This window comes from Streptomyces sp. NPDC041122 (genome assembly GCF_055592445.1).
On sequence record NZ_JBVIYQ010000003.1, the window covers coordinates 126,866 to 152,263 of the forward strand.

At 72.8% G+C, this 25,398-nt stretch carries 21 protein-coding genes and 2 tRNA genes; 9 read left to right on the forward strand and 14 right to left on the reverse strand.

The window, feature by feature from the left end; translation table 11 throughout:
- Positions 1–32: 32 nt before the first annotated feature.
- From ACZ6B8_RS12895 to ACZ6B8_RS12925, 7 genes are all read right to left on the reverse strand, one after another.
- Positions 33–2,153 (reverse strand): ArnT family glycosyltransferase, encoded by a 2,121-nt coding sequence (locus tag ACZ6B8_RS12895; RefSeq protein WP_471090045.1) that lies wholly within the window; start codon positions 2,151–2,153, stop codon positions 33–35.
- A complete protein-coding gene (locus tag ACZ6B8_RS12900) occupies positions 2,150–3,517 on the reverse strand; it encodes a bifunctional glycosyltransferase family 2/GtrA family protein (RefSeq protein ID WP_471607262.1) in 1,368 nt (455 codons plus the stop codon). The genes ACZ6B8_RS12895 and ACZ6B8_RS12900 overlap by 4 nt, the downstream gene beginning before the upstream one ends.
- A gap of 26 nt (positions 3,518–3,543) precedes the next feature.
- Positions 3,544–5,151 carry a sensor histidine kinase gene (locus ACZ6B8_RS12905; protein WP_471607263.1) on the reverse strand — a complete coding sequence of 536 codons (1,608 nt, stop codon included), beginning with the start codon at positions 5,149–5,151 and terminating at the stop codon, positions 3,544–3,546.
- Positions 5,148–5,900, reverse strand: coding sequence for a response regulator transcription factor (locus tag ACZ6B8_RS12910; RefSeq protein ID WP_471607264.1), 753 nt, complete (start codon positions 5,898–5,900; stop codon positions 5,148–5,150). The genes ACZ6B8_RS12905 and ACZ6B8_RS12910 overlap by 4 nt, the downstream gene beginning before the upstream one ends.
- Positions 5,901–6,051: 151 nt before the next feature.
- The gene (locus ACZ6B8_RS12915) at positions 6,052–6,996 is read right to left on the reverse strand and encodes an amidohydrolase family protein (protein WP_471607265.1); all 945 of its coding nucleotides are present in this window, start codon (positions 6,994–6,996) and stop codon (positions 6,052–6,054) included.
- Positions 6,950–7,297, reverse strand: coding sequence for an antibiotic biosynthesis monooxygenase family protein (locus ACZ6B8_RS12920; RefSeq protein ID WP_362375147.1), 348 nt, complete (start codon positions 7,295–7,297; stop codon positions 6,950–6,952). The genes ACZ6B8_RS12915 and ACZ6B8_RS12920 overlap by 47 nt, the downstream gene beginning before the upstream one ends.
- A 160-nt stretch (positions 7,298–7,457) precedes the next feature.
- Positions 7,458–8,339 carry a DUF2797 domain-containing protein gene (locus ACZ6B8_RS12925; RefSeq protein ID WP_471607555.1) on the reverse strand — a complete coding sequence of 294 codons (882 nt, stop codon included), beginning with the start codon at positions 8,337–8,339 and terminating at the stop codon, positions 7,458–7,460.
- A gap of 207 nt (positions 8,340–8,546) precedes the next feature.
- On the opposite strand from ACZ6B8_RS12925, the gene ACZ6B8_RS12930 reads away from it, so the two are divergent.
- Entirely contained in the window at positions 8,547–9,080 is a 534-nt protein-coding gene (locus ACZ6B8_RS12930) for an NUDIX hydrolase (RefSeq protein WP_358778545.1), read from the forward strand.
- Here ACZ6B8_RS12930 and ACZ6B8_RS12935 read toward each other — a convergent pair.
- Positions 9,058–10,404 carry a hypothetical protein gene (locus ACZ6B8_RS12935; protein WP_471607266.1) on the reverse strand — a complete coding sequence of 449 codons (1,347 nt, stop codon included), beginning with the start codon at positions 10,402–10,404 and terminating at the stop codon, positions 9,058–9,060. The two genes, ACZ6B8_RS12930 and ACZ6B8_RS12935, sit on opposite strands and share 23 nt — an antisense overlap.
- Positions 10,405–10,751: 347 nt before the next feature.
- On the opposite strand from ACZ6B8_RS12935, the gene ACZ6B8_RS12940 reads away from it, so the two are divergent.
- The 5 genes from ACZ6B8_RS12940 to ACZ6B8_RS12960 all read left to right on the forward strand — a co-directional run bounded on the left by ACZ6B8_RS12940 (position 10,752) and on the right by ACZ6B8_RS12960 (position 13,491).
- On the forward strand, positions 10,752–11,054 hold the full coding sequence (locus tag ACZ6B8_RS12940; protein WP_471607267.1) for a hypothetical protein: 303 nt from the start codon (positions 10,752–10,754) through the stop codon (positions 11,052–11,054).
- Positions 11,042–11,263: a hypothetical protein gene (locus ACZ6B8_RS12945; protein ID WP_471607268.1), complete on the forward strand. Its 222-nt coding sequence runs from the start codon at positions 11,042–11,044 to the stop codon at positions 11,261–11,263. The genes ACZ6B8_RS12940 and ACZ6B8_RS12945 overlap by 13 nt, the downstream gene beginning before the upstream one ends.
- A complete protein-coding gene (locus ACZ6B8_RS12950; RefSeq protein ID WP_471090061.1) occupies positions 11,248–12,372 on the forward strand; it encodes a radical SAM protein in 1,125 nt (374 codons plus the stop codon). Before ACZ6B8_RS12945 ends, ACZ6B8_RS12950 begins: the two co-directional genes overlap by 16 nt.
- The gene (locus ACZ6B8_RS12955) at positions 12,369–12,533 is read left to right on the forward strand and encodes a hypothetical protein (RefSeq protein WP_162952559.1); all 165 of its coding nucleotides are present in this window, start codon (positions 12,369–12,371) and stop codon (positions 12,531–12,533) included. Before ACZ6B8_RS12950 ends, ACZ6B8_RS12955 begins: the two co-directional genes overlap by 4 nt.
- A gap of 88 nt (positions 12,534–12,621) precedes the next feature.
- Positions 12,622–13,491, forward strand: a complete 870-nt coding sequence (locus tag ACZ6B8_RS12960) for a GNAT family N-acetyltransferase (RefSeq protein ID WP_471607269.1) — start codon at positions 12,622–12,624, stop codon at positions 13,489–13,491.
- A 103-nt stretch (positions 13,492–13,594) separates the two neighbouring features.
- On the opposite strand, the gene ACZ6B8_RS12965 is transcribed toward ACZ6B8_RS12960, so the two are convergent.
- Positions 13,595–13,667: transfer RNA gene (locus ACZ6B8_RS12965), tRNA-Arg, on the reverse strand.
- A gap of 203 nt (positions 13,668–13,870) precedes the next feature.
- Positions 13,871–13,961, reverse strand: a tRNA-Ser gene (locus ACZ6B8_RS12970).
- A 190-nt stretch (positions 13,962–14,151) separates the two neighbouring features.
- On the opposite strand from ACZ6B8_RS12970, the gene ACZ6B8_RS12975 reads away from it, so the two are divergent.
- Positions 14,152–14,574, forward strand: coding sequence for an SSI family serine proteinase inhibitor (locus ACZ6B8_RS12975; RefSeq protein ID WP_471607270.1), 423 nt, complete (start codon positions 14,152–14,154; stop codon positions 14,572–14,574).
- Between the two features lie 168 nt (positions 14,575–14,742).
- Entirely contained in the window at positions 14,743–19,599 is a 4,857-nt protein-coding gene (locus tag ACZ6B8_RS12980; RefSeq protein WP_471607271.1) for a PAS domain-containing protein, read from the forward strand.
- 67 nt (positions 19,600–19,666) lie between these two features.
- On the opposite strand, the gene ACZ6B8_RS12985 is transcribed toward ACZ6B8_RS12980, so the two are convergent.
- Positions 19,667–20,242, reverse strand: coding sequence for a TetR/AcrR family transcriptional regulator (locus tag ACZ6B8_RS12985; RefSeq protein WP_471090069.1), 576 nt, complete (start codon positions 20,240–20,242; stop codon positions 19,667–19,669).
- Positions 20,243–20,378: 136 nt separating this feature from the next.
- Here ACZ6B8_RS12985 and ACZ6B8_RS12990 point away from each other — a divergent pair, with 136 nt between their 5' ends.
- Positions 20,379–21,689: an MFS transporter gene (locus ACZ6B8_RS12990; protein ID WP_471607272.1), complete on the forward strand. Its 1,311-nt coding sequence runs from the start codon at positions 20,379–20,381 to the stop codon at positions 21,687–21,689.
- 126 nt (positions 21,690–21,815) lie between these two features.
- Here ACZ6B8_RS12990 and ACZ6B8_RS12995 read toward each other — a convergent pair whose 3' ends face one another.
- From ACZ6B8_RS12995 to ACZ6B8_RS13005, 3 genes are all read right to left on the reverse strand, one after another.
- Positions 21,816–23,465 carry a long-chain fatty acid--CoA ligase gene (locus ACZ6B8_RS12995; protein ID WP_471090073.1) on the reverse strand — a complete coding sequence of 550 codons (1,650 nt, stop codon included), beginning with the start codon at positions 23,463–23,465 and terminating at the stop codon, positions 21,816–21,818.
- 181 nt (positions 23,466–23,646) lie between these two features.
- Positions 23,647–24,228 (reverse strand): SigE family RNA polymerase sigma factor, encoded by a 582-nt coding sequence (locus ACZ6B8_RS13000; protein WP_471090075.1) that lies wholly within the window; start codon positions 24,226–24,228, stop codon positions 23,647–23,649.
- A 196-nt stretch (positions 24,229–24,424) separates the two neighbouring features.
- Positions 24,425–25,378 carry a DUF1906 domain-containing protein gene (locus ACZ6B8_RS13005; protein ID WP_471607273.1) on the reverse strand — a complete coding sequence of 318 codons (954 nt, stop codon included), beginning with the start codon at positions 25,376–25,378 and terminating at the stop codon, positions 24,425–24,427.
- Positions 25,379–25,398 lie beyond the last annotated feature (20 nt).

Genomic DNA, 25,398 nt, shown 5'->3' on the forward strand with positions numbered 1-25,398 from the left:
GAACCGGACGGGCCCTCCGGGGCCTGGGCCCGTTACTTCCTCTGTTGTGTCAGGTCGTAGAACGTGGCGCTGCCCACCGTCACCTTCGTGAACGTCGACTCGACCCACGACGTGATCCCGGCGGAGGTGCCGTCGCCACCGCCCGGGCGGCCGCCCGTTCCGCCGCCTGCGATGAAGTAGTGGATCTCGCCGTCCGCCACGTACTGCTTGAACCGCGCGAGCGTCGGCGCCGGGTCGCTTCCGTTGAAGCCGCCGATCGCCATCACCGGCTTCTCGGTGGCGAGTTGGTAACTCGCCGCGTTCTGCGAACCGATGGCCGCGGCCGCCCAGGTGTAGGCGTCGGCGTCCGCATCGAGGAGCTTCTTCGCCGTGGCGGAGACCTGCGCGCCGTTGAGCAGCCCGCCCATGCCGCCGCCGCGTGCCCTGCCGCCGCCCGGCCGGTTCTTCGCCCTGCCGCCCTGCGGGGTGGGGGCGATGGCGTTGGGGCCGGCGCCGTGGGCGTTGGTGCCGTTGCCGGGGGGCTGGGCGCCCTTGCCCTGTCGGCCCGGGAACGCGCCGGGGCCGCCGCCCGGACCGCCGCCACCCGGCCTGCCGCCGCCCCCCGGGCCGCCCATGCCGCCCGCCGACGCCGGGCCCGCCGTCACGATCGAGCCCGTGTGCGCGCTGTCCACCGTCGACCAGGTGTACGCCGCCGGTCCCGCCACGGAGGCCGCCAGGCTCAACCCCAGGGTGGTGAGCGCCAGTCGACGTCCGGCGCGGCTCGCGCACATCAGGCCCGCCGCCCCCGCGAGACCCGCCACGAGCACCGCCCAGCGCAGCCACGGGAGGTGGTCCGGGGCGCGGCCCAGCAGCTCGTACGACCAGACCGCCGTGGCCGCGACCGTCACGCCGAGCACCGCGCCCGCCCACCGGGTCGCGCGCTCCTCCCACAGGACCGTGGCGCCCATGCCGACGAGCGCGGCGACGTAGGGGGCCAGGGCCACCGTGTAGTACTGGTGGAAGATGCCCGCCATGAAGCTGAAGACCGCCGCGGTCATCAGGAGCGAGCCGCCCCACGCCACGAACGCCGCCCGCGCGGTGTCCGTGCGGCGCGCCCCGCGGGTGAGGACGAGCCCCGCCACCAGGAGGATCAGCGCGGCGGGCAGCAGCCAGGAGATCTGGGCGCCGATCTCGGAGTCGAACATCCTCCCGATGCCGGTCTCGCCCCACTGACCGCCGCCACCGCCGCCGCGGGGGCCGCCGCCCCCGCCCACGCTGCCGGTCTCCTCGCCGTTGATGCGGCCGAGGCCGTTGTAGCCGAAGGTCAGCTCCAGGAAGGAGTTGTTCTGCGAGCCCCCGATGTACGGGCGCGAGGACGCCGGCCAGAGCTCGACGACCGCCACCCACCAGCCGCCCGCGACGGCCATCGCCCCGGCGGACGCGGCGAGCTGGCCGAAGCGCCTGCGCGGTCGCACCGGCGCGCACACCGCGTAGAGGACCGCGAGCGGCGGCAAGATCAGGAACGCCTGCAACGTCTTGACGAGGAACGCGAGGCCGACCGCGACGCCCGCCCACACCAGCCACCGGGTGCGGCCGTGCTCCAGGGCGCGCAGTACGCAATACACCGTGACGGTCATCAGGAGGGCGAGCAGCGCGTCCGGGTTGTTGAAGCGGAACATCAGCGCGGCGACCGGTGTCAGCGCGAGGACCGCGCCCGCGAGCAGTCCGGCCGCCGGGCTGAACCGGCGCCGCACGGCCGCGTACAGCACCCCGACGGTCGCGACCCCCATCAGGACCTGCGGGACGAGGACCGCCCAGGAGTTCAGGCCGAAGAGGCGCACGGAGAGCGCCATCGGCCAGAGCGAGGCGGGCGGCTTGTCGACGGTGATCGCGTTCCCGGCGTCCAGCGAGCCGAAGAAGAGGGCCTTCCAGCTCCGGCTGCCGGCCTGCACGGCGGCGGAGTAGAAGGAGTTGGCGTAGCCGGACGCGCTCAGGTTCCAGAGGTAGAGGACGGCGGTCGCGAGGAGCAGGCCGAGGAGGGCGGGGCGGGCCCAGCGCGGGTCGTCGGGGCGGCCGCGCCACAGCCGTGCGGCCGGGGCGCCGAGCGGCCGTCGCCGGGCGGCCCCGTCCGGCGCGGCCGGCAGCGGCGTCGCCGCGGGGGAGGTCGTGGTCATCGGGCGTTCCTCGGGTCGTGGGGAGCGGTGGGGACGTGCGGGACGGCGGAGGGCGTCGGCGGCGCGGGCTCCTGGCGGTCCGGGAACACCCACGCCCGCAGCAGCAGGAACCGCAGGACCGTCGCCGCGAGGTTCGCCGCGATCAGGACGGCCAGCTCCGTGGCGTGCGCCGGGTCGCCCGACGCCGCGCCGAGTGCCGCGAGGGAGCCGCTGGTGAGGGCGAGGCCGATGGCGAAGATGACGAGGCCCTGCGCCTGGTGGCGGACCGCACGGACCCGGCCGCGGACGCCGAAGGTGAGTCTCCGGTTCGCCGCGGTGTTGGCCACCGCCGAGACCAGGAGGGCGAGCACGTTGGCGGCCTGCGACCCCGTGAACGTACGGAAGCCGCTGTAGAGGAGGAGGTAGAACAGCGTCGACAGGGCGCCGACCACGCAGAAGCCGACGAGTTGGCGGGTGAGGCCGCCGGGGACCCCGGTGAGCCGGCGGTCGCGCGGGTCGTCGCCGAACGGGCGGGCCAGCCGGTCGAGCGGCAGCGCCCCGACCGCGAGCGCCCGCCCCACCCGCCACACGCCCTTGAGGTCGTCCGTCGCCGTCCGCACCAGGTGGACCGTGGAGCGCGGGTCGTCGACCCAGTCGACCGGCACCTCGTGGATGCGCAGCCCGGCACGTTCGGCGAGCACCAGCATCTCGGTGTCGAAGAACCAGCCGGTGTCCTCCACCAGCGGCAGCAGCACCCGCGCCACGTCGCCGCGGATCGCCTTGAACCCGCACTGGGCGTCGGAGAACCGGGCGTGCAGCGAGCCGCGCAGGATGAGGTTGTACGTACGGGAGATGAACTCCCGCTTGGGGCCCCGCACCACCCGCGAACTGCGCGCGAGGCGCGAGCCGATCGCCAGGTCCGAGTGGCCCGAGATCAGCGGGGCGACGAGGGGGAGCAGCGCGTTGAGGTCGGTGGACAGGTCGACGTCCATGTAGGCGAGGACGGGCGCCTCGGAGGCGGACCAGACGGCGCGCAGGGCCCTGCCCCGGCCCTTCTGCTCAAGTCGCACGTGCCACACCTCGGGCACGGAGCCCGCGAGCTCGGCGGCGACCTCAGGGGTGCGGTCCGTGGAGGCGTTGTCCGCGACCGTGACGCGGAAGGGGTAGGGGAAGGTGCGGGCGAGGTGGTCGCGCAGCCGCCGGACGCACGGCCCGAGGTCCTTCTCCTCGTTGTGGACCGGGATCACGACGTCCAGGACGGGCACGTCCCGCCACGCGGCGGGCAGGTGGTCCCGCGACGGCAGGGCACCCGGGGAAGCGGCGGCCGGGGAGACGCCCGGGGAAGCGGCGGCCGGGGAAGCGCCCGGGGAAGAGTCGGTTCGCATGCGCCCGACGTTCGCCAAGTGGTCTGTCAGGGCTGTGTGGTGAGGCTGTGGTCCGACTGTGAGGTGAGGGGCGGCGGGCCCGCGACGGCCGGCAGCACGACGCCGAACACGGTCCGCCCCGGCACGCTCTCCACGCTGACCGAGCCGCCGTGCGCGGTCACGATGGCGCGGACCAGGGCCAGGCCGAGGCCCGTCGAACCGGCCTGCCGGGAACGGGACGCGTCGCCGCGGGCGAACCGTTCGAAGACGGCGGGCAGCAGGTCGGGCGGTACGCCGGGCCCGTCGTCCAGGACCTCCAGACGGACGTGCCGCCCCTCCGCGCGCACCCGGGCCGTGACGGTGGTACCGGGCGGGGTGTGGGTGCGGGCGTTGGCGAGGAGATTGCCGACGACCTGGTGCAGGCGGGCGGTGTCGGCGCGTACCAGGGCCGGTTCCCCGGGGAGGTCGAGGCGCCAGTGGTGGTCGGGTCCTGCCGCCCGCGCGTCGCTGACGGCGTCGACGACGAGCGGCGCCGGATCAGTGCTCTCGTACGAGAGCGGCTGTTCCGCGTCGAGCCGGGCGAGCAGCAGCAGATCCTCGACGAGCCCGGTCATCCGCTCCGCCTCGGACTCGATCCGGCCGAGCGCGTGCCGCGTGTCGGGACCGGTGGACTCCCGCCCCCGGCGGGTCAGTTCGGCGTATCCGCGGATCGAGGCGAGCGGGGTGCGCAGCTCGTGGCTGGCGTCGGCGACGAACCGGCGTACCCGTGTCTCGCTGCGCTGGCGCGCGTCGAGCGCGGAGTGGACGTGGTCGAGCAGGCGGTTGAGCGCGGCGCCCACCTGGCCGACCTCGGTGCGCGGATCGGCGTCGGGCGCCCGCTCGTGCAGGGCCACCTCGCCGCTGTGCAGGGGGAGTTCGGAGACGCGGGTCGCGGTCGTGGCGATCCTGCGCAGCGGGCGCAGCGCGACGCCGACCATGGCGGCGCCGGCCAGCGAGGCGGCGGCCAGGCCCGCGGCGGTGACGCTGACCTCGACGACGATCAGGGTGTCGAGGGTGTTCTCGGCCTTGGCGGCGGGGACGCCGACGAGGAAGTCGCCGCGGACGCCGGACGCGTACGTGGCGCGGTACGCGCCGCGCCCCGGGATGTCGACGTCGTGCGACTCGCCGTCCCGGGGGACGGCGGCGAGCGCGGCGAGCTGGCCGGTGTCGAGCCGGGTCGCGTCCGGCAGCGGGCTGCCGCTGTCGTCGTCCGCCTCGGTGCTGACCAGGGCGCGGACGACCGCGCCGTCCCGGCCCACCTCGGCGCCGATGGTCCCGAGCTCCTGCGGGCCGCGGGTGACGAACTCCAGCGGGTCGTGGGCACCGGGCCCCTCGCCTCCGCCCGCACCGCCCCCACCGCCACCTGGCAGGCCGCCGGAACCGCTGCCCGTGCCGGGTGCCACGGCCGGCCCGGACGCCCGCTTGGCCACGTCGCTGAGCGCGCCGTCGAGCTGGTCGTACAGATGCGACTTGAGGGCGAGCGTGGTGACGGTCCCGATCACCGCGCACACCACGGCGATCAGGGCGACGGCGGAGAGGACGAGCCGGGTGCGGAGCGTGCGCGGCCGGTCCCGGCGCGGGAGGTGACGTCCCGCGCGGCTCAGGAGCCGTCTCACGCCCCGGCGACGGGAACCGCCGACTTGATCAGATACCCCGCGCCGCGCCGCGTGTGGATCATCGGCTCGCGCCCGGCGTCGATCTTCCTGCGCAGATACGAGATGTAGAGCTCGACGACGTTGGCCTGGCCCCCGAAGTCGTAGTTCCACACCCGGTCGAGGATCTGCGCCTTGCTGAGCACCCGCCGCGGATTGCGCATCAGATAGCGCAGCAGCTCGAACTCGGTGGCGGTGAGGTGGATGGAGTCACCGCCCCGCGTCACCTCGTGGCTGTCCTCGTCGAGGGTCAAGTCGCCCACCACCAGCAGGGATTCGCTGCGCTTGCCGGCGGCACCGGCCCGTCGGATGAGCCCGCGCAGCCGCGCCACGACCTCCTCCAGGCTGAACGGCTTGGTGACGTAGTCGTCGCCGCCTGCCGTGAGCCCGGCGATCCGGTCCTCCACCGCGTCCTTCGCGGTGAGGAACAGCACCGGCACGTCGGGCATCTCGCGGCGCAGCCTGCCGAGCACGGCGAGCCCGTCCATGTCGGGCAGCATCATGTCGAGCACCACGGCGTCGGGCCGGAAGGAGCGCGCGGCCCGCACCGCGCCCGCCCCGTCGTCCGCGCTGCGGATCTCCCAGCCCTCGTACCGCAGGGCCATGGACAACAGGTCGGTGAGCGACACCTCGTCGTCCACGACGAGCACGCGGACGGGGCTCCCGTCCGGCCTGAGCAGTTCGGTACGCGACTGAGGCGTGGTCGTGGTCATACGCACACCCTGTGCGGGGCCTCTGAGAGCACTCTTGCGCGAACCTGTGAATTCCCTGAGAAAAGGCCGGGCCCGGGGTCGTTCGGGCCCGGGGTCACCCGACCCCAAAGTCCCCGGGGTCACCCGACCCCCGGATCGCCCGACCCCCGGGTCACCCGACCCCGAAGAGCCGAGCCCCGTTCCCGTACAGCACCCCCCGCAGCCAGGCGTCGCCGAGCCCGAGCCGCTCCAGCGCCTGGAGCTGATGCAGGTACGGGTACGGGATGTTGGGGAAGTCGCTGCCCAGCAACACTTTGTCCCCGAGGTCCGCCAGCCGCCCCGCCTCCCCCCGCGGGAACGGCATCAGCGCCTCGCTGAAGTCGGTGAACGCCATGGTCGTGTCGAGCCGCACCTCCGCGTACCGCTCCGCGAGGCCGAGGAACTCGCGGTACTCGGGCATGCCCATGTGCGCCACGACGACCGGCAGCCGCGGATGCCGCGCGAGCAACCTGGCCACCGCCTCCGGCCCGGTGTGCTTGCCGGGCTCGGGCCCGGACCCGCAGTGCATGACCACCGGAATCCCGGCCTCGGCGAGCAGCCCCCACACGGGATCGAGCAGCACGTCATTGGGGTCGTAACCCCCCACCTGCACATGCGACTTGAAGACCCGCGCGCCCGCCTCGACGGCCTCCCGCACATACCGGTCCACGCCCGGCTCGGGGAAGAACGTCGCGGTGTGCAGACAGCCGGGCGTGCGCCGCGCGAAGCCGGCGGACCACTGGTTGAGCCACTCCGCCATCCCCGCCTTGTGCGGATACAGCATCGAGGTGAAGGCCCGCACCCCGAACTCCCCGAGCAGCGCGACCCGCCGCGCCTCCTCGTGCCGGTAGGTGATGGGCCACTCCACCGCGCCCGTCGCGTCGTAGGAGTCGAAGTACGCCCAGACCTTCTCCAGCACCCGCTCCGGCATGAAGTGCGTGTGGACGTCGACGAGCCCGGGCACCCCGACCTGCTCGCAGAACCGCCGGACGGCGAGAGCCTCGTCGCCTCGGTCTCCCTGGTCTCTACCGCTATCGCTCCCGCACAAACCCGTGGCTCCTCTCGACCTTGGCGACATGGAGGACGTACGTCTCGTACCAGTCCTCGCGCCCGCGCCGCTGCGCCGCGCGGTGCTCCAGGTCGCTGCGCCAGGCCCGGATGGCCTCCTCGTCGCGGAAGTACGAGACGGTGACGCCGAGGCCGTCCGGCGTGCGGGCCGAGTCGACGCCGAGGAACCCCGGCACGTCGGAGACCAGTTCGTCCATGCGGTCGGCGGTCTCGCCGTATCCGCGGTCTCCCTCGGTGCGCACGGAGGAGAACACGACGACGTAGTAAGGCGGTTCGAAGGGACCGACAGGACCTTGGGTGTGATCGCTCATGACGTCACACTCGGGCCCGCGTGGCGCCCACGTCCACCCCTTTCCGCACACTCTTGCCCAACGGTCGACCGGACTTGACCATTCGGTCAACGAAGCGATTGCTCCCTGAGCACGCCCCGCCCTCTACCCCTGCCCCCTGCCCCCTGCCCCCTGCCCCCTGTCAGAAGAGCCCATCCTGCTCAACGCCTCCTCCACCCGGCGGCGACGCGATCGGCCGGACCGGCACGCTGACGCCGGCGCCCGCGTCGGCGGCCACCAGCTCCCACCCCACGAGCAGCCGCGTATCGACGACGAGCACGTCCCCGCCCGCCACCCGCAGCTGAAGATCGGGCCCGGCGGCGGCGACCAGCCGCCCCGCGACGACGCCACCGTCGACGGCTTCCCGCATCACCAGGTGACCGACCGCGCCCCCACCGCCGGCCATCCCGAAGGCCGCCGACTGATCGACGGCCTCGAACGGCACCGGCTCCAGGGTCTCGGCCCACCCGTCGAGCCCCACGGCCCGCCCGTACAGCTCCGCGAGCTCCCGCGCCCGCTCGGCCCACACCGGCAGCGCACCGCGCACCTCCCGCTTACGGGCGTACGGCACCCGATCCGGCACCCCGAGCGCGGCCCGCAACAGCTCCTCCGTACGCCGGGCCGCCATCAACGGCCCCCGCCCCAGCCAGCAGAACGCCACGGCCCCCTGCTCCAGAAGCCGCACGGCCCCGCGCTCCTCGGCGGTGATCCCGACCTTCAGGAGCCCGGGCCCGAACCAGGCGAGATAGACCCGATAGGTCCGCGGATCATCGGGAACCCCATCCGCGGCCACGGAGAAAAGACGATCCAACCGCGCACACTCAGAACACCGAGCCTGCGCGGCCGTACCCGCCACGACGGCCCGCAAGGGACACGGATTCCCCCGCGCCCCCACACACCGCCGCTCCCCGACGCCCCGGAACCCCAGCTCGGTCCCGTACGAGAGGACGCTCGCCCGCCCGCCCTCCCACCGCAGCACCGGTTTCCCGTCCGGCCACCCGAGCCCCGCACACCGCCACGCCACCGCCGTCACCCCTCGCACCGCCGGCCAACGCCACCTGCAAGGCGTAGGGCACACGCATGACCCCGAGCCTAGGCCGCCAAGATGAGGGAAGTGCTTGCGGCGGATCGTCGCGTCCGATATTGGTCAGGCGGACGCTAAATGGCCGCACTCTGCTGCCCTGGAGGTACGTTCTGCGATCCTGTAGGCCGATCGAGAGGGGCCGCAGCGATGCAGTGGAAGATCCACGGGGAACGTCCGATCTACGAGAACGCCTGGGTGAACGTGTGGCTCACCGATATCGAGACCCCGGACGGGAACCGCTGGGAGCACCATGTCGTCAAGCTCCGGCACCTGGCCGTGGCGGCCGTGGTCAACGAGCAGCGCGAGGTTCTGATGATGTGGCGGCACCGCTTCATCACGGACGCCTGGGCGTGGGAGCTGCCGATGGGCCTGGTCGAGGTGGGCGAGACCCCCGCCGAAGCGGCCGCGCGTGAGGTGCTGGAGGAGACCGGTTGGCGGACCGGTCCGCTCAAGCCGCTGATCTACGCCGAGCCGGCCAACGGCATCACCGACTCCCAGCACCACGTCTTCCGGTCCGACGGGGCGACGTACGAAGGACCGCCGACCGAGAAGAACGAGTCGGACCGGGTGGAGTGGATCCCGCTGGCCGACGTGCGGGGCATGATCGACCGCCGCGAGATCGTCAGCAGCGGCTCCCTGGTCGGACTGCTTTACGTCCTCATGGACGACACGATCCGCTGATCTGCCGGGGCAGCGCTTCCCGGAGCCGAGACTCGAACGCCACCGCGGCCGGTTCGCGACGGAAGGGCTCCAACTGCTCGTAGAACTCCCGGAGGTGGCCGGCGACTCGTTGCGAGCTGACGGCCGCCGCTGGGGCCAGGGCGTCCATGGCCGTATGGCACGCCTCGTCGATTTTGCCGCGCTGGAGCTGCGTGCGGGCGAGCCAGAAGGCGTGGAAGGCGCGGCCTCGGTGGTTCGTCTGGTGCTCTCGGCGGAGGGCGTCCGCGATGAGGGGTTCGGCAAGAGCGGCTTCACCCAGGCGGCCATGCGCGATGCCGGTGTCCACGATGAGCTTCGGCTCGTCGAAGTAGGCGACCCAGGCCGGGTCCGGATCACCGGTGCCGACCCGTCCGAAGTGGGTGTGGGCTTCCGAGATCGCGGTGTGGGTCGCGCCTCGATTGCCGAGGGTGGCGTGGGCGAAAGCTTCACGCATCGCGAGCATGGCCAGCACACGCGGTGTCGCCCCCGCGGCCGTTCGCGCCTGGTCCTGGGCCGCCGTGACGAGTGCGAGGGCGTCGCCGAGCTTGTCCTGGTAGGTGGCCTGGAGACTCATGCAGGCGAGGACGTTGGCCATGAACTGGCGGTCGTCGATGGCTTTGGCCAGGCCGAGCGATTCGGTGAAGTAGGCGCGCGCCTGGTTGTACTGGCAGGCGTCGAAATAGGTCCACCCGGTGAGCCGGGCCAGCTCGGCCGCGATGCTGTGCAGGCCGTCCCGTAAAGGAGCCGGACGCTGCTCCCTGAGGAAATCGACGACATATCGGAGTTGGCCGACGACCGCCGGCCGTAAGGTCTCGCCGCCGTGCTCGTCGTCACGGCGCCAGTAGTCCACGATCGACGAATGCAGCGCGTCCAGCGTCGAGACGCTGAGATCCCGCTCGGTCGCCAGGGAGAGGATGCTGTCGACATCCGCCCCCGGCAGTCCGGCGGCCAGTGGTGCGACGGCTGAGGTCGGCACCTCGGCCGGTTCGCGGGGTGTGACCGTCAGGCTGGGCGGCGTCTCCCAGGAGCGTCGGGCAAGTCCGAGCATGTGTCCGGGGATGCGTAGTCCGTCCGAGATCCGTTCGATCACGTCCATGTGCAGCAACTGCCGCCGTCCCGCAATCACCTCGCCCACACGGCTCGGGGTCAGGTCGCAGCGGCGCGCAATCATCGACGGATAGATGCCTGCTCGTGCCTTGACCAGCTGAAAGATGCGGCCGAAGTCTCTGGCCTGGCATGCCTCGATCATCACTGGGTCCGTGAGCAGGCTGACCGGGAGTTCCTTCGAGCGAGATGGCTCGGGCATCGGGCACGCTCCGGCATGAGGACTACGGATCGCTGCACTTGGTCAACCGAGGGTGATATTACCCAAGTTGGGTAATCCGCTTGGCCTTTCTGGTCGGGTCCGTGGATCGCGATGCTCCTTGCCATGGCGAACGGACAGGATGACGTACGGATGACGTTGCGGGTCTCCCGTGACTCCGGCCAGACGTGGGGGCCTCTCACGGAGGTACGCGTGGGCGAGGACCCTGTGGTTCCGGAGAATCCGGGTCGCTACCCGCCCTGCGTCTGCCCCCGCTGCTCGCAGCAGGCCCGGAATGCCATCGGATCCTTCCGGATGGTGTCGTGATGCGGTGCGTGCACTGGCGTCGGGTGTCCCTCGACCTGGCACGGGAAGCGCGGGAGAGGTCGGCCGCCCCGCACGTCGACAGGGCGGTGCAGTGCCAGCTGTCCGCGCACGACGGTGAGCACTTCGGTCTCCTCGCCGACGCCGGCGCGTACGGGACCGCGCTGTGGCTCCGCTGGCACGGGACGGACGAGGCGGAACTTGTCGTGCTGCCGGACTGCCCGGTGGCCGCCCCGGGTCCTGACGGTGAGGGCTGCTGTCTGTTCGCCGACCACGCCATGCAGCACACCTGGGAAGACGCCCTGGAGGAGGTCTCGTGCACCAACTGATCGCGAGCCCGCGCAAGCCCCGGCCCCCTCGCTCGCCTCGCAACGAACAGTGCGGGGACTGCGGTGGCAGCGGCGCCAACTCGTCCGGCAAGACCTGCGGCACCTGCAACGGGCTGGGCGAGATCTACTGCCGCGTCGGCCGCCAGGAGTCCCGTGTGCTGTCCCGCTCCGTGATCCGGAAGGAGGGCCACCGATGGCCCACGCTCTGATCGCCTCCCCGTTCCTCGACGGGCACCTTCTCCTCAAGCCGGGAGCAAGGGCCGGTGCCCGAATCTCCGCCGACCACTACGAGGGCCTGCGCCAGGCCACCACCGACGGTGAACCGCTGTCCGACTGGGCGGTGCAGACCGCCGCCGACGTGTGGGGTCTGGACCTGGGCAGCTTGCCCGCGCGGGGCACCGTGCTGGTACGCGAGCCGTCCCCGTACGGCTACTGCCGGGCCTCCTGGGAGATCAACCTCGGCTGCAACTTCGGCTGCAAGCACTGCTACCTCGGCGAGCGCCCCTTCTCCGGCCTCGGCTGGGAGGACAAGGTGCGGCTGCTGGACATCATGCGCGAGGCCGGTGTCCTCTGGCTCCAGATCACCGGCGGCGAACCCACCATGGATCCCCACTTCCAAGGCGCCTACCGGTACGCCTGGCAGGCCGGGATGATGGTCACCATCTCCACCAACGGCTCGCTGCTCTGGCGGCCTGACCTCCTCAAGCTCTTCCGCGACTGCCCGCCTTACCGCCTGGTGGTCAGCATGTACGGGGCGAGCGAGGAGTCCTTCGACACGCTCACCCAGCGCCGTGGCGCGTGGAAGGCGTTCCGGCGCGGCATGGACGCCGCCCGTGAGGCGGGTCTTCCTCTGCGCATCAACGTCGTGGTGACCGAGGACAACGCTTCCGAAGCCGACGAGATGGCCGCCCTCGCCGAAGAGTGGAACGTCGAGAACCACGCGTACACGAACATGACGCCCACGATCTACGGCGGCGGAGAGCCGCTGCTCGCCCAGTCCGCCGCCCACCTGCGGCAGCGCAAGCCGTTCGCCGGCTGCAACGCGGGACACACCTTCTTCCACGCCGACCCCCACGCCAAGGTGTCGATCTGCAAGGTCGGCCGCGACGACCAGATCGACCTCATGGCCGAGGGCATCGACGGCCTCACCCGGCTCGGCGCCATCGCCGACCGCCTCATGCTTCGCACCGGAGGGTGCGAAGGCTGCGCCCTGTCCGGCACCTGCCGGGTCTGCCGCCCCCTGGCCAAGCACTACCAGGAGGCCAAGGCGCCGCTGCACAGCTACTGCCAGCACGGAGACAAGGAGAACGCCTCATGACCCCGCCCGTACCGGTGACCATCCTCCCCGGCCCGCCGGCCTCGGCCCGCCGAGCAGCCCCGCCCGTCGCGACCGCGTCGATCACCGCCGTCCAGGACCTCGACGTGATCGTGGAGAGCGCAGAGTGCTCCTGCGACGCCGGTGACGATAACCCCCACTGACCGACACGATCCGGTCAACTCTGTTCAGGCCCCGGCGTGCTCGCGTCGGGGCCTGAGCCCTGACCGGCTCACCGTTAGGGTGCCGCTCATGTTCTTCCGCTGGGACTGGCTCCGGCCCCAACTGGCCGCACCGATCGTGCCGACTCTCGGTCCCGTCCATCCCGACGCCCTGACCGTCGGCATCTTCGAGGACACCTTGCGAGCCGCCGACACCGGAGGCTTCCTGCCCTACGACAAGGACCGGCGTTGGGGCGGCGAGAAGGACGAGAAAGTCCTCCGCGAAGACGTGGTGCACCAGCCCGGGCACACCCTCATCCCCACGCTGACTCGGCGTGGTGGACGCGGCACTGTGAAGGTCTTCGCCTATGGGCTCCGTGACAGCGTCGTGGATGAGGCCGCAGAGCTGGCCGCCAAGCTCGCTGCCGCGCACGATGTGGTCAACGCCCGGGTCGTATGCCCCCTCCGCCCCGAGGCCGCACACCCGCGCGGTACCCGCATCCAGCTGAAGGACTTCACTGCCGGCCCCTGCCCTACCCTCGATGGCCCGGTCCGACCCGTCACTGCCTGGCCGACCGCTGTGCAGGACACCTTCGCCTCGTTCGCCGAGGCCATGGCGGGCGATGGCCTGGCCTTCCTCCACACGCAGATGCAGGCCGGCCGGTGCGGCCCGGTCCTCGCCGCCGCCATCGAAGACCGCATCGTGGGCGCGATCGGCCCCATGGAGATCCAGTCCGACGCCATCGGACGCCCCCAGCTCATGCCCCAGTACTTCGCCGTCCTGCCCGAAGCCCGAGGCCAGGGCCTCGGGCGTGTCCTGTGGCGGGCCGCCATGCACTGGGGGCAAGCCCACGGCGCTTCCTACCAACTCCTCCAGACCGAGACCGGCGGCCCCTCGGACCGGCTGTGTCAATCCGAAGGACTGGCCTCCCTGGGCTTCATCCACACCACATCCGGGTAGCTCCCGACTGTGCCGACTCTCCTGAGACGGTTGCCGTCGAACACCGCGTCAACGCAAAAGCCAGAGGCCCCGTGGATTGCTCCACGGGGCCTCTGGGCTGCTGTGCACTCGGCAGGATTCGAACCTGCAACCTTCTGATCCGTAGTCAGATGCTCTATCCGTTAAGCTACGAGTGCTTGTTTTTTCTTTTGTTTCTGTCTTCGCTTCCCGGCCTTGCGGCCCGTTCGCGGCGACAGGAAGAACATTACATGACTGCCGCCGCCATGTGAAATCCGTTAGCCCGACCCCTTGTGAGCTGGGGAAACACCCGTATGCGCCGACACGCGCGCCTACGCACCGAAGCCCCGGTCCAGACGGACCGGGGCTTCGGATCAAGCTGCGGAGGCGGAGGGATTTGAACCCTCGATGGGCTTTAAGGCCCAAACCGCATTAGCAGTGCGGCGCCATAGACCGGACTAGGCGACGCCTCCAGCTTGCACACCTGCGCGAGCGCGGGGTGCGTGCAGATGATGACACAGCCGGGCGGCCGGTCACCAATCGCGGCCCCCACGGTACTAGCCGCGCGGCCCGCAGGGCAAAAGCGTTCCTCCCCACCGCAACGTCGCGTCGCGCACGGCGTTAGAGCGGTAGAGCCTCGTCCCCTCTCACCGTGGAGCCCCCATGCTGCGCCGTCTCGTCCTCACCGCCGCCGCGTCCGTCGCCGCGCTGTCCGCCCTGCCCACCGTCGCCCAGGCCGCCGCCCCCGCCCCGGCCCCGACCGACCGGCTCACCGTCACGGTCACCGACATGGGCGGCGAGGACGACCAGACATACGTACTGAAGTGCCACCCGACGGGCGGCGACCACCCGGACGCCGCCGACGCGTGTGCCCGGCTCGACGAGGTCACCGTCTTCGGGACCAATCCGTTCGCCCCCGTCCCGCGCGACGCGATGTGCACGATGCAGTACGGCGGCCCCGCCACCGCGCACATCCGGGGAACCTGGGCGGGACGGCCCGTCGACGCGCGCTACTCCCGCACCGACGGCTGCCAGATCTCGCGGTGGAACGCCCTCGTGCCGGTGCTCCCCGCGACCTCCGCGTGACCAGGGGCTACCGAAAACTCACATCTTCTGCGTGCGACCTCCCTCTCATCCGGCAACGCGCGCACAACCACTCCCCGTAGACTCCCTCCCGTGACACGCCACGGGCCGAGGGGCAAGATGGCCTGAGCGAGTCGGCAAGAAGCGGTACATCAGGGAGGAAGCGTCGTCGTGAGCAGCAGGCCATCCCGAGGCGCTGCTCGCCTCGCAGCCATACTCGACGCGCTCCCGGACGCGCTCGTCCTCGTCAACGCCAACGGCACGGTCGTGAACGCCAACGCCATCGCGCTGGAGGCGTTCGAGACGCCCGGCACCGCGCTCGTGGGGCGCGGTCTGCTGGATCTGCTGCCGGAGTTCGACTCCCGGCTCATCCCCGGATCCATGCGGCGGCCGGACACCATCGACGAGCGCGGGCGCACCAAGCCGACCCGGATGACCGCCCGGCGCACGGACGGCATCGAGTTCCCCGTCGAGGTCACCAGCTCCCCGCTGGAGGACGGCAGGACGGCGTACGACACCCATGGATACACGGGTGACGAACTGCTGATGCTGGTCGTCCGGGACCTTTCGGGCACGGTGGACACCGAGGCCGAACTCGCGCGCTCCCAGCGGCAGACCGAGATGATCCTGCGCGCCGCGGCCGAAGGCGTCGTCGGGACCGACACCGACGGCCGGGTCGTCCTGGTCAACCCGGCCGCCGCTCAGATACTGGGCTTCCGCGCCAGCGACCTCGGCGGCCAGGAACTGCACCCGCTCGTGCTGCACTCACGCGCCGACGGCGAGCCCTTCCCGTACGAGGAGTCCCCGCTCGCCGACACGCTGCGCTCCGGCCGCAAGCACCGGGTGCGCGGGCAGGTCCTGTGGTCCAAGAGCGGCGCCAAGGTGCCGGTCGACCTGACGACGTCGCCGGTGCGCGACGGTGACCAACTGGTCGGCGCGGTGATGACGTTCACCGACCGCAGGCCCTACGACGAGCTGAACGAGAAGTACGAGGCCGCCCTCGCCCGGCACGAAGAGGAGCTGCGCGCCGCCGAGGAGCGCCGCGAGGAAGAGGTGCGGGCCGCCGAGGAGCGGCGCGCGGCGGAGACCGAGGCCGCCGAGGAGCAGCGGGCCGAGGAGCTCGCCGCCGAGCAGGAGCGGTACGCGGCGCTCGCCGAGCGCGAGAAGGACCGCTTCGAGGAGCTGGCCGAGCGCGAGAAGACGCGGTACGAGTCGCTGGCCGCGCGGCACGAACAGCTGCTCGCCGTCCTCGGCTCCTCGCTGCGCGGGCCCCTGGACGAGCTGCGCCGCGAGCTGGCCGCGCTCGCCTCGGACGACGCCGGCCAGCTGTGGCCCGAGGCCAACCAGGTGCTGCACCACCTGTCGGCCGGCTACGCCCGGATGACCACCCTCGTCGACAATGTCCTGGGCTTCCAGCTGCTCGACGCGGGCGACGACCAGCTCTCCCGTACGCCGGTCCTGCTGGACGCGGTCGTCGCCGCCGGTGTGGAGGGCGCGATCGAGCTGATCGGGCCCGGGCGCGCGCAGTTCGCGGTGCACGCGCCGCCGATCGAGCTCGTGGTCGACGCGGAACGGCTCGCCACGGCGGTGGCCCATCTCGTCGCGGACGTGGCGGGCATCGACGCGACCGGCAACGCGCGCGCGGGTGTCGGAGCGTCCGGCGGGCTTCCCGGGGTCCCCGCGGCGGGTGGGTACGTCGACTCGACCATCGTGGTGGCGGCCGCCCAGCGCGGCGAGGTCGTCCGCATCGAGGTGCGGGGCCCGTACGCCGGGGGAGACCCGGTCCACGAGCCGATCGTCCGGGGCATCGTGCGGGCGCACGGGGGTGTGCTGCAGACCCACGAGGTGCCGGGCATGGGCGGCAGCGCGTACGTGCTCGAAGTGCCGATGGGGACGGGGACGGGGACGGGGGCCGCGGAGGGCGACGGTTCGGGCGTCTCTTCGGGCGTCGCCGCGGAGAAGGCTGTTTCGGGTGGGTCCGGTGTGTCCGGTGGTTCTGCCGCGGGTGTGGGTGCTGGTGCCGGTGTTGGTGCCGGTCCCGGCCACGCGGTCATGGTTCCCGAGCAGGCTTCGGGCGGTACCGGGGGCGGGCGTCGGCGGGCCCGGCGGGCTTCGGTGGACTCGTTCCTGGAGAGCGGTGTTCCGGGCGCGGCCAGTTCTGCCACCGGAGCGGAGGACTCTGTTCCGGGCACTTCGGACACGCCGTCCGGGGGTACGGACACCGGTGGCGCGGGTGCGCCTGCCGGTACGGGTGCGGCTACCGGTACGGGGCGTCGGCGGGGACGGCGGGCCCCTGAGGCCGCTCCGGAAGGCCTCGGCGGATCCGTGACCACGGACCTGGTGGCCGGGCCCACGGATCCCGCGGCGAGCGGCCCGGGTGGGGCTGGTGGCCCTGGTGCCGCTGGTACGGGCGGTGCTGCCGGGGCCGGCGGTACGGGAGCTTCCTCTTCGGAGACGTACGGCGGTGCCTCCGGAGGGACCGGGCGGCGGCGCGGGCGGCCGAGCGCCGCCGAGGGTGCCGAGGGCGCCGTGATGACCGCGGCCGAACACGCGGCCGGATCCGCCGCGTTGGGCGAGACGGTGCCGCCGCAGGGCGTGCCCGCCGGCGAAGGGGCGTCCGGGCGCCGGGCCCGCCGGGTCGGCGAGCAGCACGCGCTGCCCGCGCTGGCGTCGGGCCCGGCCGAGGCGGCCGGCCCCTCCACGGGTGTCGAGCTCGCGGCGGTCGAGGCCGGGTACGGCGACGGGACCGCACGGCCCACGGGGCGGCGGGCGCGACGCGCGCTGGCCGCCGCCAAGGAGCGGGCCGCCGCGGAGGAGGCGAACAGCGGGCGGGTCTTCGCGCTGCCGCCCGCCGCCGCCGACCGCACACCGGGACAGGACGTCGCCGGGTACGCGCCCGCCGGGCATGCCGCGGGCCAGGAGTACGCGGCCGCGCAGGAGATCACCGGGCACCACGGTGCGGCCGTGCGTGCCGGGGACGACGATCACACGCCGCCGCAGCCCCATCCGGCGCAGGCCCCCACGGGGCGCCGTTCCCGCCGTGCGGTGGCGGCACCGCAGGCTCCGGCCGAGCCGTCTTCGGGCGCGCAGGGTCGTCCGGTTCCGTCCGCTCCTGGGGCGCCCGGCGGTCCGGGTGTTCCCGGGGTGCCGGGTGTTCCCGAGGTGCCGGGTGTTCCCGGGGTGCCGGGTCAGGGTGCGCCCGCGCGTGGCCCGCAGGGGGCGGGGGAGGCGCAAGCTCAGGGACAGGGACAGGGGCCGGCACCGGCGCCGCAGCCGTGGCCCGACGGGACGACGCCGCCCGGCGGGGTACCCGCGCAGGGCGCCCCGCACTCCGCGGGTGCCCCGGCGCACGGCGTTCCGTCACAGGCGCTCCCGTCACAGACGCAGGGCGCCGCGCTCCCGCCCGAGCAGGGCGCGCAGGCCCGCGCGGCCCAGCCATTGCCCGCCGAGGCCCCGGCCGGGGACCCCAACTCGACGCAGGGCCGCTCGATCAGCGTGCGCACCCTCGGGCAGGGTGTGCCCTTCGGCCAGCAGATCACCGACCAGCAGCGGGGCCGGCAGGGCGGCGGCAACGGCGGCGGCGGCACGGCCGTACCCGGCGCCGGCCGGCCCCCGCAGGACCAGCAGCCAGCCCCGGGCCGGCCCGCACCGGGTCAGGCCGGGCAGGGTCAGCAGGGCGGGCGTGGCCAGCAGCCGCCGCGTACCGCCCGTATCCCGCAGGCGCCGCAGCCTCCGTTGCCGCCGCAGGCACCGCAGACACCGCAGCCCGGTGAGCCGTCCGCGCCCCAGTCCCCCACGGACGCCGCAGCCGAACCCCGGCAGCCGGCGCAGGCACCACAGCCGCCTCAGTCACCTCATGCACCGCAGCAGGCCCCGACGAGCCGGCCGCAGGCAGGCCGGCCTCTGCCGGGCCAGGGCCAGGGCCAGAGCCAGCCTCTGCCGGGTCAGACCGGCCAGGGGCCGACCGCGCAGCCGCAGCCGGCCTCGCCGCAGACCGCTGCCGGGCAGTCGCACACGCTCGGCGGCTCCGGACGCCGCCGCAGGCTGGGCACGCCGCCGGACCCCTCGGCCGACGAGCGTCCCGAGGCCCCCGTACGCCCGCACCCGCTGCCGCAGACGCCCGTCTCGGGCCACGCTCCGACGCCCCCGCAGTCCCGTATCGCGTCCGCCACCGAGGGCACCGGACGGTCGTACGCGATCGGCGCGCCGGACGAGGACGCCGACGAGGGGCCTGAGCCGCTGGACGGGCCCGGCGGTGCCGTCGAGGTCGCGAACCGGCCCCAGCCGCAGCCGATGGACGACGAGTTGCCGCCCGAGCCGCTCGACAACCCGCGGCGCCTCCTGGTGTGGCCCGCGCCCGACGTCACCACGCAGCAGGCACTGAGCGACCGCGGCTACCGCCCGGTGATCGTGCACTCGCGGGAGGAGGTCGACGCGCAGATCGCGGCGTTCCCCGCGGCGCTCTTCGTCGACCCGCTGACGGGGCCGATCACGCGTACGGCGCTGCAGTCGCTGCGTCAGGCCGCCGTGGCCGCCGAGGTTCCGGTGCTGGTGACGGCCGGGCTGGGCCAGGCGACGCGCGAGGCGGCGTACGGCGCCGACCCCGCCGTACTCCTGAAGGCCCTCGCGCCGCGCGACAGCGAGCAGCACCCCCCGCGCGTACTGCTCATCGAGGAGCACGAGGAGATCGCGCTCGCCCTGACCGCCACGCTGGAACGGCGCGGCATGCAGGTCGCGCGGGCCGAGAGCGACGCGGACGCGGTGACGCTCGCGGCGCAGATGCGGCCCAACCTCGTGGTGATGGACCTGCTCCAGGTGCGCCGCCGCAGGGCCGGGATCGTCGACTGGCTGCGTGCGAACGGGCAGTTGAACCGCACTCCGCTGGTCGTCTACACCGCGGCCGTCGACGAGACGGAGCTGCCGAAGCTGGCGGCGGGCGAGACCGTGCTGTTCCTCGCGGAACGCTCCACCAGCAGCGAGGTGCAGGGCCGGATCGTGGACCTGCTGGCGAAGATCGGCACGAACTAGCGGGCACGACGCGGTCGGTATGAACGCGTCGGCACGAACCTGAGGGGGAGCCGGCAAGGCTCAGGCCTCAGGCAGTGATACGCCGTACCGCCGCCTTGACCGAGGCGCGCAGCCGCTCGCGGTCGGCGTCCTCGTCCCCGACGAGTATCCGCCGCATCTGCGGCACCGCCGTGGACCAGCCGGCCAGCGCGACCACGATGAAGAGCAGGTGCGACGCCGGGATCTCGTCGCTGATGACGCCCCGCTTCTGGGCGTCGGCGAGCACGGCGACCTTGCCGTTGTAGTGGTCGCGCCGCTCCTGTTCGTCGGGGAGCTCCTCCGTGCCGTACTCGATGCCCTCCCAGAAGAGCAGGCGCAGCAGCTCGGGGTGGGCGCCGTGGTAGTCCATCAGCCGGTCGAGCCAGCCGTCCAGGTCGTCGGCGTCGACGGGGTTGGCGACGGCCATCTCCAGCATGCGCTTCTCGAGCACCTGCGTGAACAGCTCCGCCTTGTTGCCGAAATAGGCGTAGATGAGCTGCTTGTTGGCCTTCGCCTCGGCGGCGATGCGGTCGATGCGGGCGCCTGCGATGCCGTACCGGGCGAACTCGGCGACCGCCGCCTCGAAGATCCGCGCCTTGGTGGCCTCGGGGTCTCTCACTGCCATGCGCTCAGGGTAGCGAACACTTCCGGGTAACCAACTGGTTGGTTGCTTGACAGTGCGGCGGCGGCGGGCGCAGACTCTTTCCAACCAACCAGTTGGTTGCAAACTTGGCCCCTCACTCGCGGGAGTCGTCACGCCCATGCCTTCACGAGCACCCTCCACCTCCTCCGCCGCCACCTCCGCCCCCGCTTCCGCCAAGCCGCCCCAGGCGCAGGACCGAGCCCAGGCATCGGCTCCGACCACCCCTCACCCGCTCCCCGTTCCGCACGGCGTCTTCCTCGTCCTCATCGCCGTCTGCACCGCCGTGACGGCCGCCAACATCTACCTGGCCGCGCCCCTGCTCCCCCTGATGGCCCGCGACTTCGGGTCCACACCGTCGGCCGTCGCGTGGATCGCCTCCGTGGCCCAGTTCGGGTACGCGGCGGGACTGCTGTTCTTCGCCCCGCTCGGCGACCGGGTGAACCGCCGCAGACTGGTCGCGGTGCTCTCCCTCGTGACCGCGGTGGCGCTGGGCCTCGGAGCGGCCGCCTCGGGCACCACCGCGCTCGCCGCCGCCATCCTGGTGGCCTCCGCGGCGACGGTCGTGCCGCAGCTGCTCGTGCCGCTGGTCGTCGAGCGGGCGCCCGCGCACCGGCGGGCCAGCCATGTCGCGGCGGTCATAGCCGGCCTCTTCACCGGGGTCGTCGCGGCCCGCGTGCTCGGCGCCCTGGCCGGCCAGGCCTTCGGCTGGCGCTCGGTGTTCGTCGGCGCCGCCGTCCTCACGGCGCTGCTCGGTCTGGCCTCGGCCGCCGTGCTGCCCCAGGAGCACCGTCGCCCCGCGGGCCGGCTCTTCACCGGCCTCGCCCAGCTGCCCGGCGTAGTGCGCGGCTCCGCCGACCTGCGGCGGGCCTGCGTCCGCCAGGCCGGGATGTACGGGGCGTGGAGCGCGCTGTGGACCTCCCTCGCCCTGCTGCTCACCGAGAGCGGCTCCGGTGGGTACGGCATGACGACCGCCACGGCGGGCCTCTTCGGACTCTTCGGCCTCGCGGCCACCGTCGTGGCACCCCTCGCGGGCGGGCTCGTCGACCGCTTCGGCGCCGCCAAGGTCGTCTCGTACGCGTACGGCGCCGCCGGGGTCTCCGTGCCGCTCTTCTGGCTGGGCGGCGGCGCGCTCTGGGCGCTGTGCGTGGCGGCGACAGCCCTGCACGCGGCGCTGGTCACCAACCACGTCGCCAACCAGACCCTGGCGCTGACGACCACCTCCGCCCCCGCGGTCGCCAACACCGCCTATGTGGTGGCCGGTTTCGCGGGCGGCGCGCTGGCCTCCGCCCTCGCGGGCAGCGCGTACACCCACTGGGGGTGGACGGGGGTGTGCGCGGTGGCCGCGCTCTGGCTCGCGCTCGGCTGGGCGAGCACCGCGATACCGGCCCGCCGCGGCGGCGGGACGGCCGCCGGTGCCGGGGTGGCCTGACCCCCGGCGCCGGTCACCGGCCCCGGCACCGGCCCCGTCACCGTCATGGCCCCGGACCCGGCTCGTGCCACCGGCACGGTCCCGGGCCCGCCTCCCGCTCCGGTCGCGCTTCGGCCCCCGGCCACGTCAGAGCCGCGTGACGTCCAACTCGCCGTCCGCGTACTGCCTGCGCAGGACCTTCTTGTCGAACTTGCCGACGCTGGTCTTCGGCACCGCGGGGATGACCGCCCAGCGCTCGGGGAGCTGCCACTTGGCGACGGAGCCGGCGAGGAAGTCGCGCAGGACGGCATAGTCGGCGGTCGCGTTCTCCTTCAACACGACCGTGGCGAGCGGGCGTTCGCCCCACTTCTCGTCGGGCACGGCCACCACCGCGGCCTCGGCGACGTCCGGGTGCGACATCAGGGCGTTCTCCAGCTCGACCGACGAGATCCACTCGCCGCCCGACTTGATGACGTCCTTGGCCCGGTCGGTGAGGGTCAGGAAGCCGTCCGCGGTGATCACACCGACATCACCGGTCTTCAGCCAGCCGTCCTCGCTGAACTTGTCCTCGGGGCGGAGCACCTCGCCGCCCGCGCCGCCGTAGTAGGCGCCGGCGATCCAGGGGCCACGCACCTCGAGCTCGCCGGCCGACTCGCCGTCCCACGGCAGGTGTTCGCCGCCGGGACCGACCAGCCGGGCCTCGACCGAGGCGGGGAAGCGGCCCTGGGTGAGCCGGTAGCCGAACTCCTCGTCGGTGCCGACGGCGTGGGCCGGCGGGCGGGCGACGGTGCCGAGCGGCGACGTCTCCGTCATGCCCCAGGCGTGGCAGACCCGCATGCCGAGGCGGTCGAAGGCCTCCATCAGCGAGGGCGGACAGGCCGAGCCGCCGATGGTGACCTGGCCGAGCGAACCGACGTCGCGCGGCTTCGCGGTGAGCTCGGCGAGCAGCCCCTGCCAGATGGTCGGGACGGCCGCCGCGTGCGTGGGGCGCTCCGACTCGATCATCTCGGCGAGCGGGGCGGGCTGCAGGAAGCGGTCCGGCATCAGCATGTTCACGCCGGTCATGAAGGTGGCGTGCGGCAGGCCCCAGGCGTTGACGTGGAACTGCGGGACGACGACGAGCGAGGTGTCCGCGTCCGTCAGGCCCATCGACTGCGCCATGTTGACCTGCATGGAGTGCAGATAGATGGACCGGTGGGAGTAGACGACGCCCTTGGGGTCGCCGGTGGTGCCGGAGGTGTAGCACATGGCGGCCGCGGCACGCTCGTCCAGCTCGGGCCAGTCGTAGGTGCCGGGCTTGCCGGCGAGCAGGTCCTCGTACTCGTGGACCTGGGCGTGACAGCCCGCGAGGACGGAGCGGTCGCCGGGCCCCGAGACGACCAGGTGCTCGACGCTCGTCAGGTGCGGCAACAGCGGTGCGAGCAGGCCGAGGAGGGAGCCGTTGACGATGATGACGCGGTCGGCGGCGTGGTCGACGATCCACGTCAGCTGCTCCGCGGGCAGCCGCAGATTGAGGGTGTGCAGGATCGCGCCCATGCAGGGCACCGCGAAGTAGGCCTCCACATGGTCCGAGTTGTTCCACATGAAGGTGGCGACGCGTTCGTCGTCCGTGACGCCGAGGTCCTCGCGCAGGGCGTGGGCGAGCCGGGCGGCGCGCTCACCGATCTCGCGGAAGCTGCGGCGCTGCGGGGCGCCCTCGCCGGTCCAGGTCGTGACCTGCGACGTCCCGTGCACGGTCGTGCCGTGCCGGAGGATGCGGGTGACGGTCAGCGGTACGTCCTGCATCGTGCTCAGCACGGCGTCCTCCTGGGGCGACATCGCCTGCGCGGCAGATCGCCCGCGCGGCAGTAGGGGCTGCGCTGATTCTGCGCGCATACCGCTTGGTATGTCACTAGTCCAGGGGATGATCGATCATCGTCCGGCCTCGTCCGCGGGGCTTCCGGCAGCCCCGTGACCCCGGGTATCCCCTTGCGCCGCCTCAGCGGACGGGGGTCAGCTCCGGGTCCTCGCGGAGTTTGCCGAGCGCGCGCGACACCGCGCTCTTGACGGTGCCGATGGACACCCCGAGCACCTCGGCCGTCTGGGCCTCGCTGAGGTCCTCGTAATACCTGAGGACGACCATGGCCCGCTGCCGCGTCGGCAGCTTCATGATCGCGCGCCACATCGCGTCGCGGAGCACCTGCTGCTCGGCGGGGTCCCCGGCCGGCGCCACGTCGGGCTCCGGCAGTTCGTCGCAGGCGAACTCGTCGACCTTGCGCTTGCGCCACTGCGACGTGCGCGTGTTCAGCAGGGCCCGGCGCACATAGCCGTCGAGCGCGCGGTGGTCCTCGATCCGGTCCCACGCCACGTACGTCTTGGTCAGCGCGGTCTGCAGCAGGTCCTCGGCATCGCTCGGATTCGCGGTCAGCGAGCGGGCGGTGCGCAGCAGTACGGACTGACGGGCCCGTACGTAGGACGCGAAGGACGGGTACGCGGAGGGCCCGGCGGGCCGCGTCGGACCCGGGCGCCGCGTCGCGGCCTTCGATGCGCTGGTGCACACGGACACCATGGATGCGGTCATGGCTCCACGCTAGAAGCGCCCCCTACTTCAGCGGATCGGCCGCAGGTCCCGAAGCGGTGTCCGCCTCAGGTTGTACGAGTGGGGCTGACGCCACCTCCTACAGGTGGAGGAGGCGGGGCGTCCCCCTGAGGGTTCACCCCCGAGAGCCACCCCACCGCACCATGCCGCAGCCCCGCGCCTCCGTACGGTGGACGGACTAGCTGATGCGCGCCACCGGCGCGTGGACCAGGTTGCGGTCGATCTTCAGCGCACGCCCGCCGTGGCTCTCCTTCACGTTCCCCGCGTACTGGTGGATGCGCCGCGCCGGGTGCCACGCCGAACGGCCCAGCGCCGCCTCGCGGTACAGGTTCGGCTTGGTGTGCCAGCGCGCGAACCACATCACCTCGGGCAGGTCCCGCACCCCCGCCCTGCGGGCCATCTCCATGTGCAGCACCCCGGAGTCGGCGCTGCTGTAGAACCCGGGGACGTAGCCCTGTCGGCGCACTTGCCGGTCCCAGGACCGGACGAAGGAGAGCGTGCTGTCGGCGCAGCTCTTCTTGCGGTAGGGGTACGCCTCCATGTCCAGGTAGAGCGGGCTCTGCTTCCCGATGCCGAAGGTCTTCGCCATGCGCACCGCGTCAGCGCCCTCCCGCTGCCCCTGGGCCGCGGGGTTCTTGCCGATGCGCACGTGCCGCTTGTTCTTCGCGACGACGCACGGCGCCTGGGAACCGACGTACACCGGCAGGACCCGCCAGCCCATGCGCTTCACCGAGCGCATCCAGGCGTGGTCGAGGTGGGCCTGGCTCTTGCAGGCCCGGCCGCGCCCCGCGTAGTAGACGCCGACGCCGCGGTAGCTGGACTTGAGCCAGCGCCGCATGGTGTCGGCGGACGGGGTGTTGCAGGTGTCGAACGCCTTGCCGTTGAAGGTCGACACCTTGGCGGACGCCCGCGCGCCCGACCAGGGCATCTCGACCACGTCGTCCGCGTCCGAGGCACCCGACGCACCGGCCGCTTCGGCCGCCGCGGCCCAGCCGATGGCGCTGGCCCAGCCGGACGGGGCGCCCGTGCCGGGGGTGGGGTCGGCGGCGACGCCCGGTGGTGCCGCCGTGAGGTCCGCGGTCAGGGCGGTCAGAACGAGGACAAGTCCAATGATCAGCTTTTGGAGACGCATAGGGCGAGTGAAAGGGCCGG

Excerpts from the sequence above, each read along its gene's own strand:
- ACZ6B8_RS12895 (WP_471090045.1), bottom strand. The coding sequence starts at position 2,153 with ATGACCACGACCTCCCCCGCGGCGACGCCGCTGCCGGCCGCGCCGGAC.
- ACZ6B8_RS12900 (WP_471607262.1), bottom strand. The coding sequence starts at position 3,517 with ATGCGAACCGACTCTTCCCCGGGCGCTTCCCCGGCCGCCGCTTCCCCG.
- ACZ6B8_RS12910 (WP_471607264.1), bottom strand. The coding sequence starts at position 5,900 with ATGACCACGACCACGCCTCAGTCGCGTACCGAACTGCTCAGGCCGGAC.
- ACZ6B8_RS12915 (WP_471607265.1), bottom strand. The coding sequence starts at position 6,996 with ATGTCGCCAAGGTCGAGAGGAGCCACGGGTTTGTGCGGGAGCGATAGC.
- ACZ6B8_RS12920 (WP_362375147.1), bottom strand. The coding sequence starts at position 7,297 with ATGAGCGATCACACCCAAGGTCCTGTCGGTCCCTTCGAACCGCCTTAC.
- ACZ6B8_RS12930 (WP_358778545.1), top strand. The coding sequence starts at position 8,547 with ATGCAGTGGAAGATCCACGGGGAACGTCCGATCTACGAGAACGCCTGG.
- ACZ6B8_RS12935 (WP_471607266.1), bottom strand. The coding sequence starts at position 10,404 with ATGCCCGAGCCATCTCGCTCGAAGGAACTCCCGGTCAGCCTGCTCACG.
- ACZ6B8_RS12950 (WP_471090061.1), top strand. The coding sequence starts at position 11,248 with ATGGCCCACGCTCTGATCGCCTCCCCGTTCCTCGACGGGCACCTTCTC.
- ACZ6B8_RS12955 (WP_162952559.1), top strand. The coding sequence starts at position 12,369 with ATGACCCCGCCCGTACCGGTGACCATCCTCCCCGGCCCGCCGGCCTCG.
- ACZ6B8_RS12960 (WP_471607269.1), top strand. The coding sequence starts at position 12,622 with ATGTTCTTCCGCTGGGACTGGCTCCGGCCCCAACTGGCCGCACCGATC.
- ACZ6B8_RS12975 (WP_471607270.1), top strand. The coding sequence starts at position 14,152 with ATGCTGCGCCGTCTCGTCCTCACCGCCGCCGCGTCCGTCGCCGCGCTG.
- ACZ6B8_RS12985 (WP_471090069.1), bottom strand. The coding sequence starts at position 20,242 with ATGGCAGTGAGAGACCCCGAGGCCACCAAGGCGCGGATCTTCGAGGCG.
- ACZ6B8_RS12990 (WP_471607272.1), top strand. The coding sequence starts at position 20,379 with ATGCCTTCACGAGCACCCTCCACCTCCTCCGCCGCCACCTCCGCCCCC.
- ACZ6B8_RS13000 (WP_471090075.1), bottom strand. The coding sequence starts at position 24,228 with ATGACCGCATCCATGGTGTCCGTGTGCACCAGCGCATCGAAGGCCGCG.
- ACZ6B8_RS13005 (WP_471607273.1), bottom strand. The coding sequence starts at position 25,378 with ATGCGTCTCCAAAAGCTGATCATTGGACTTGTCCTCGTTCTGACCGCC.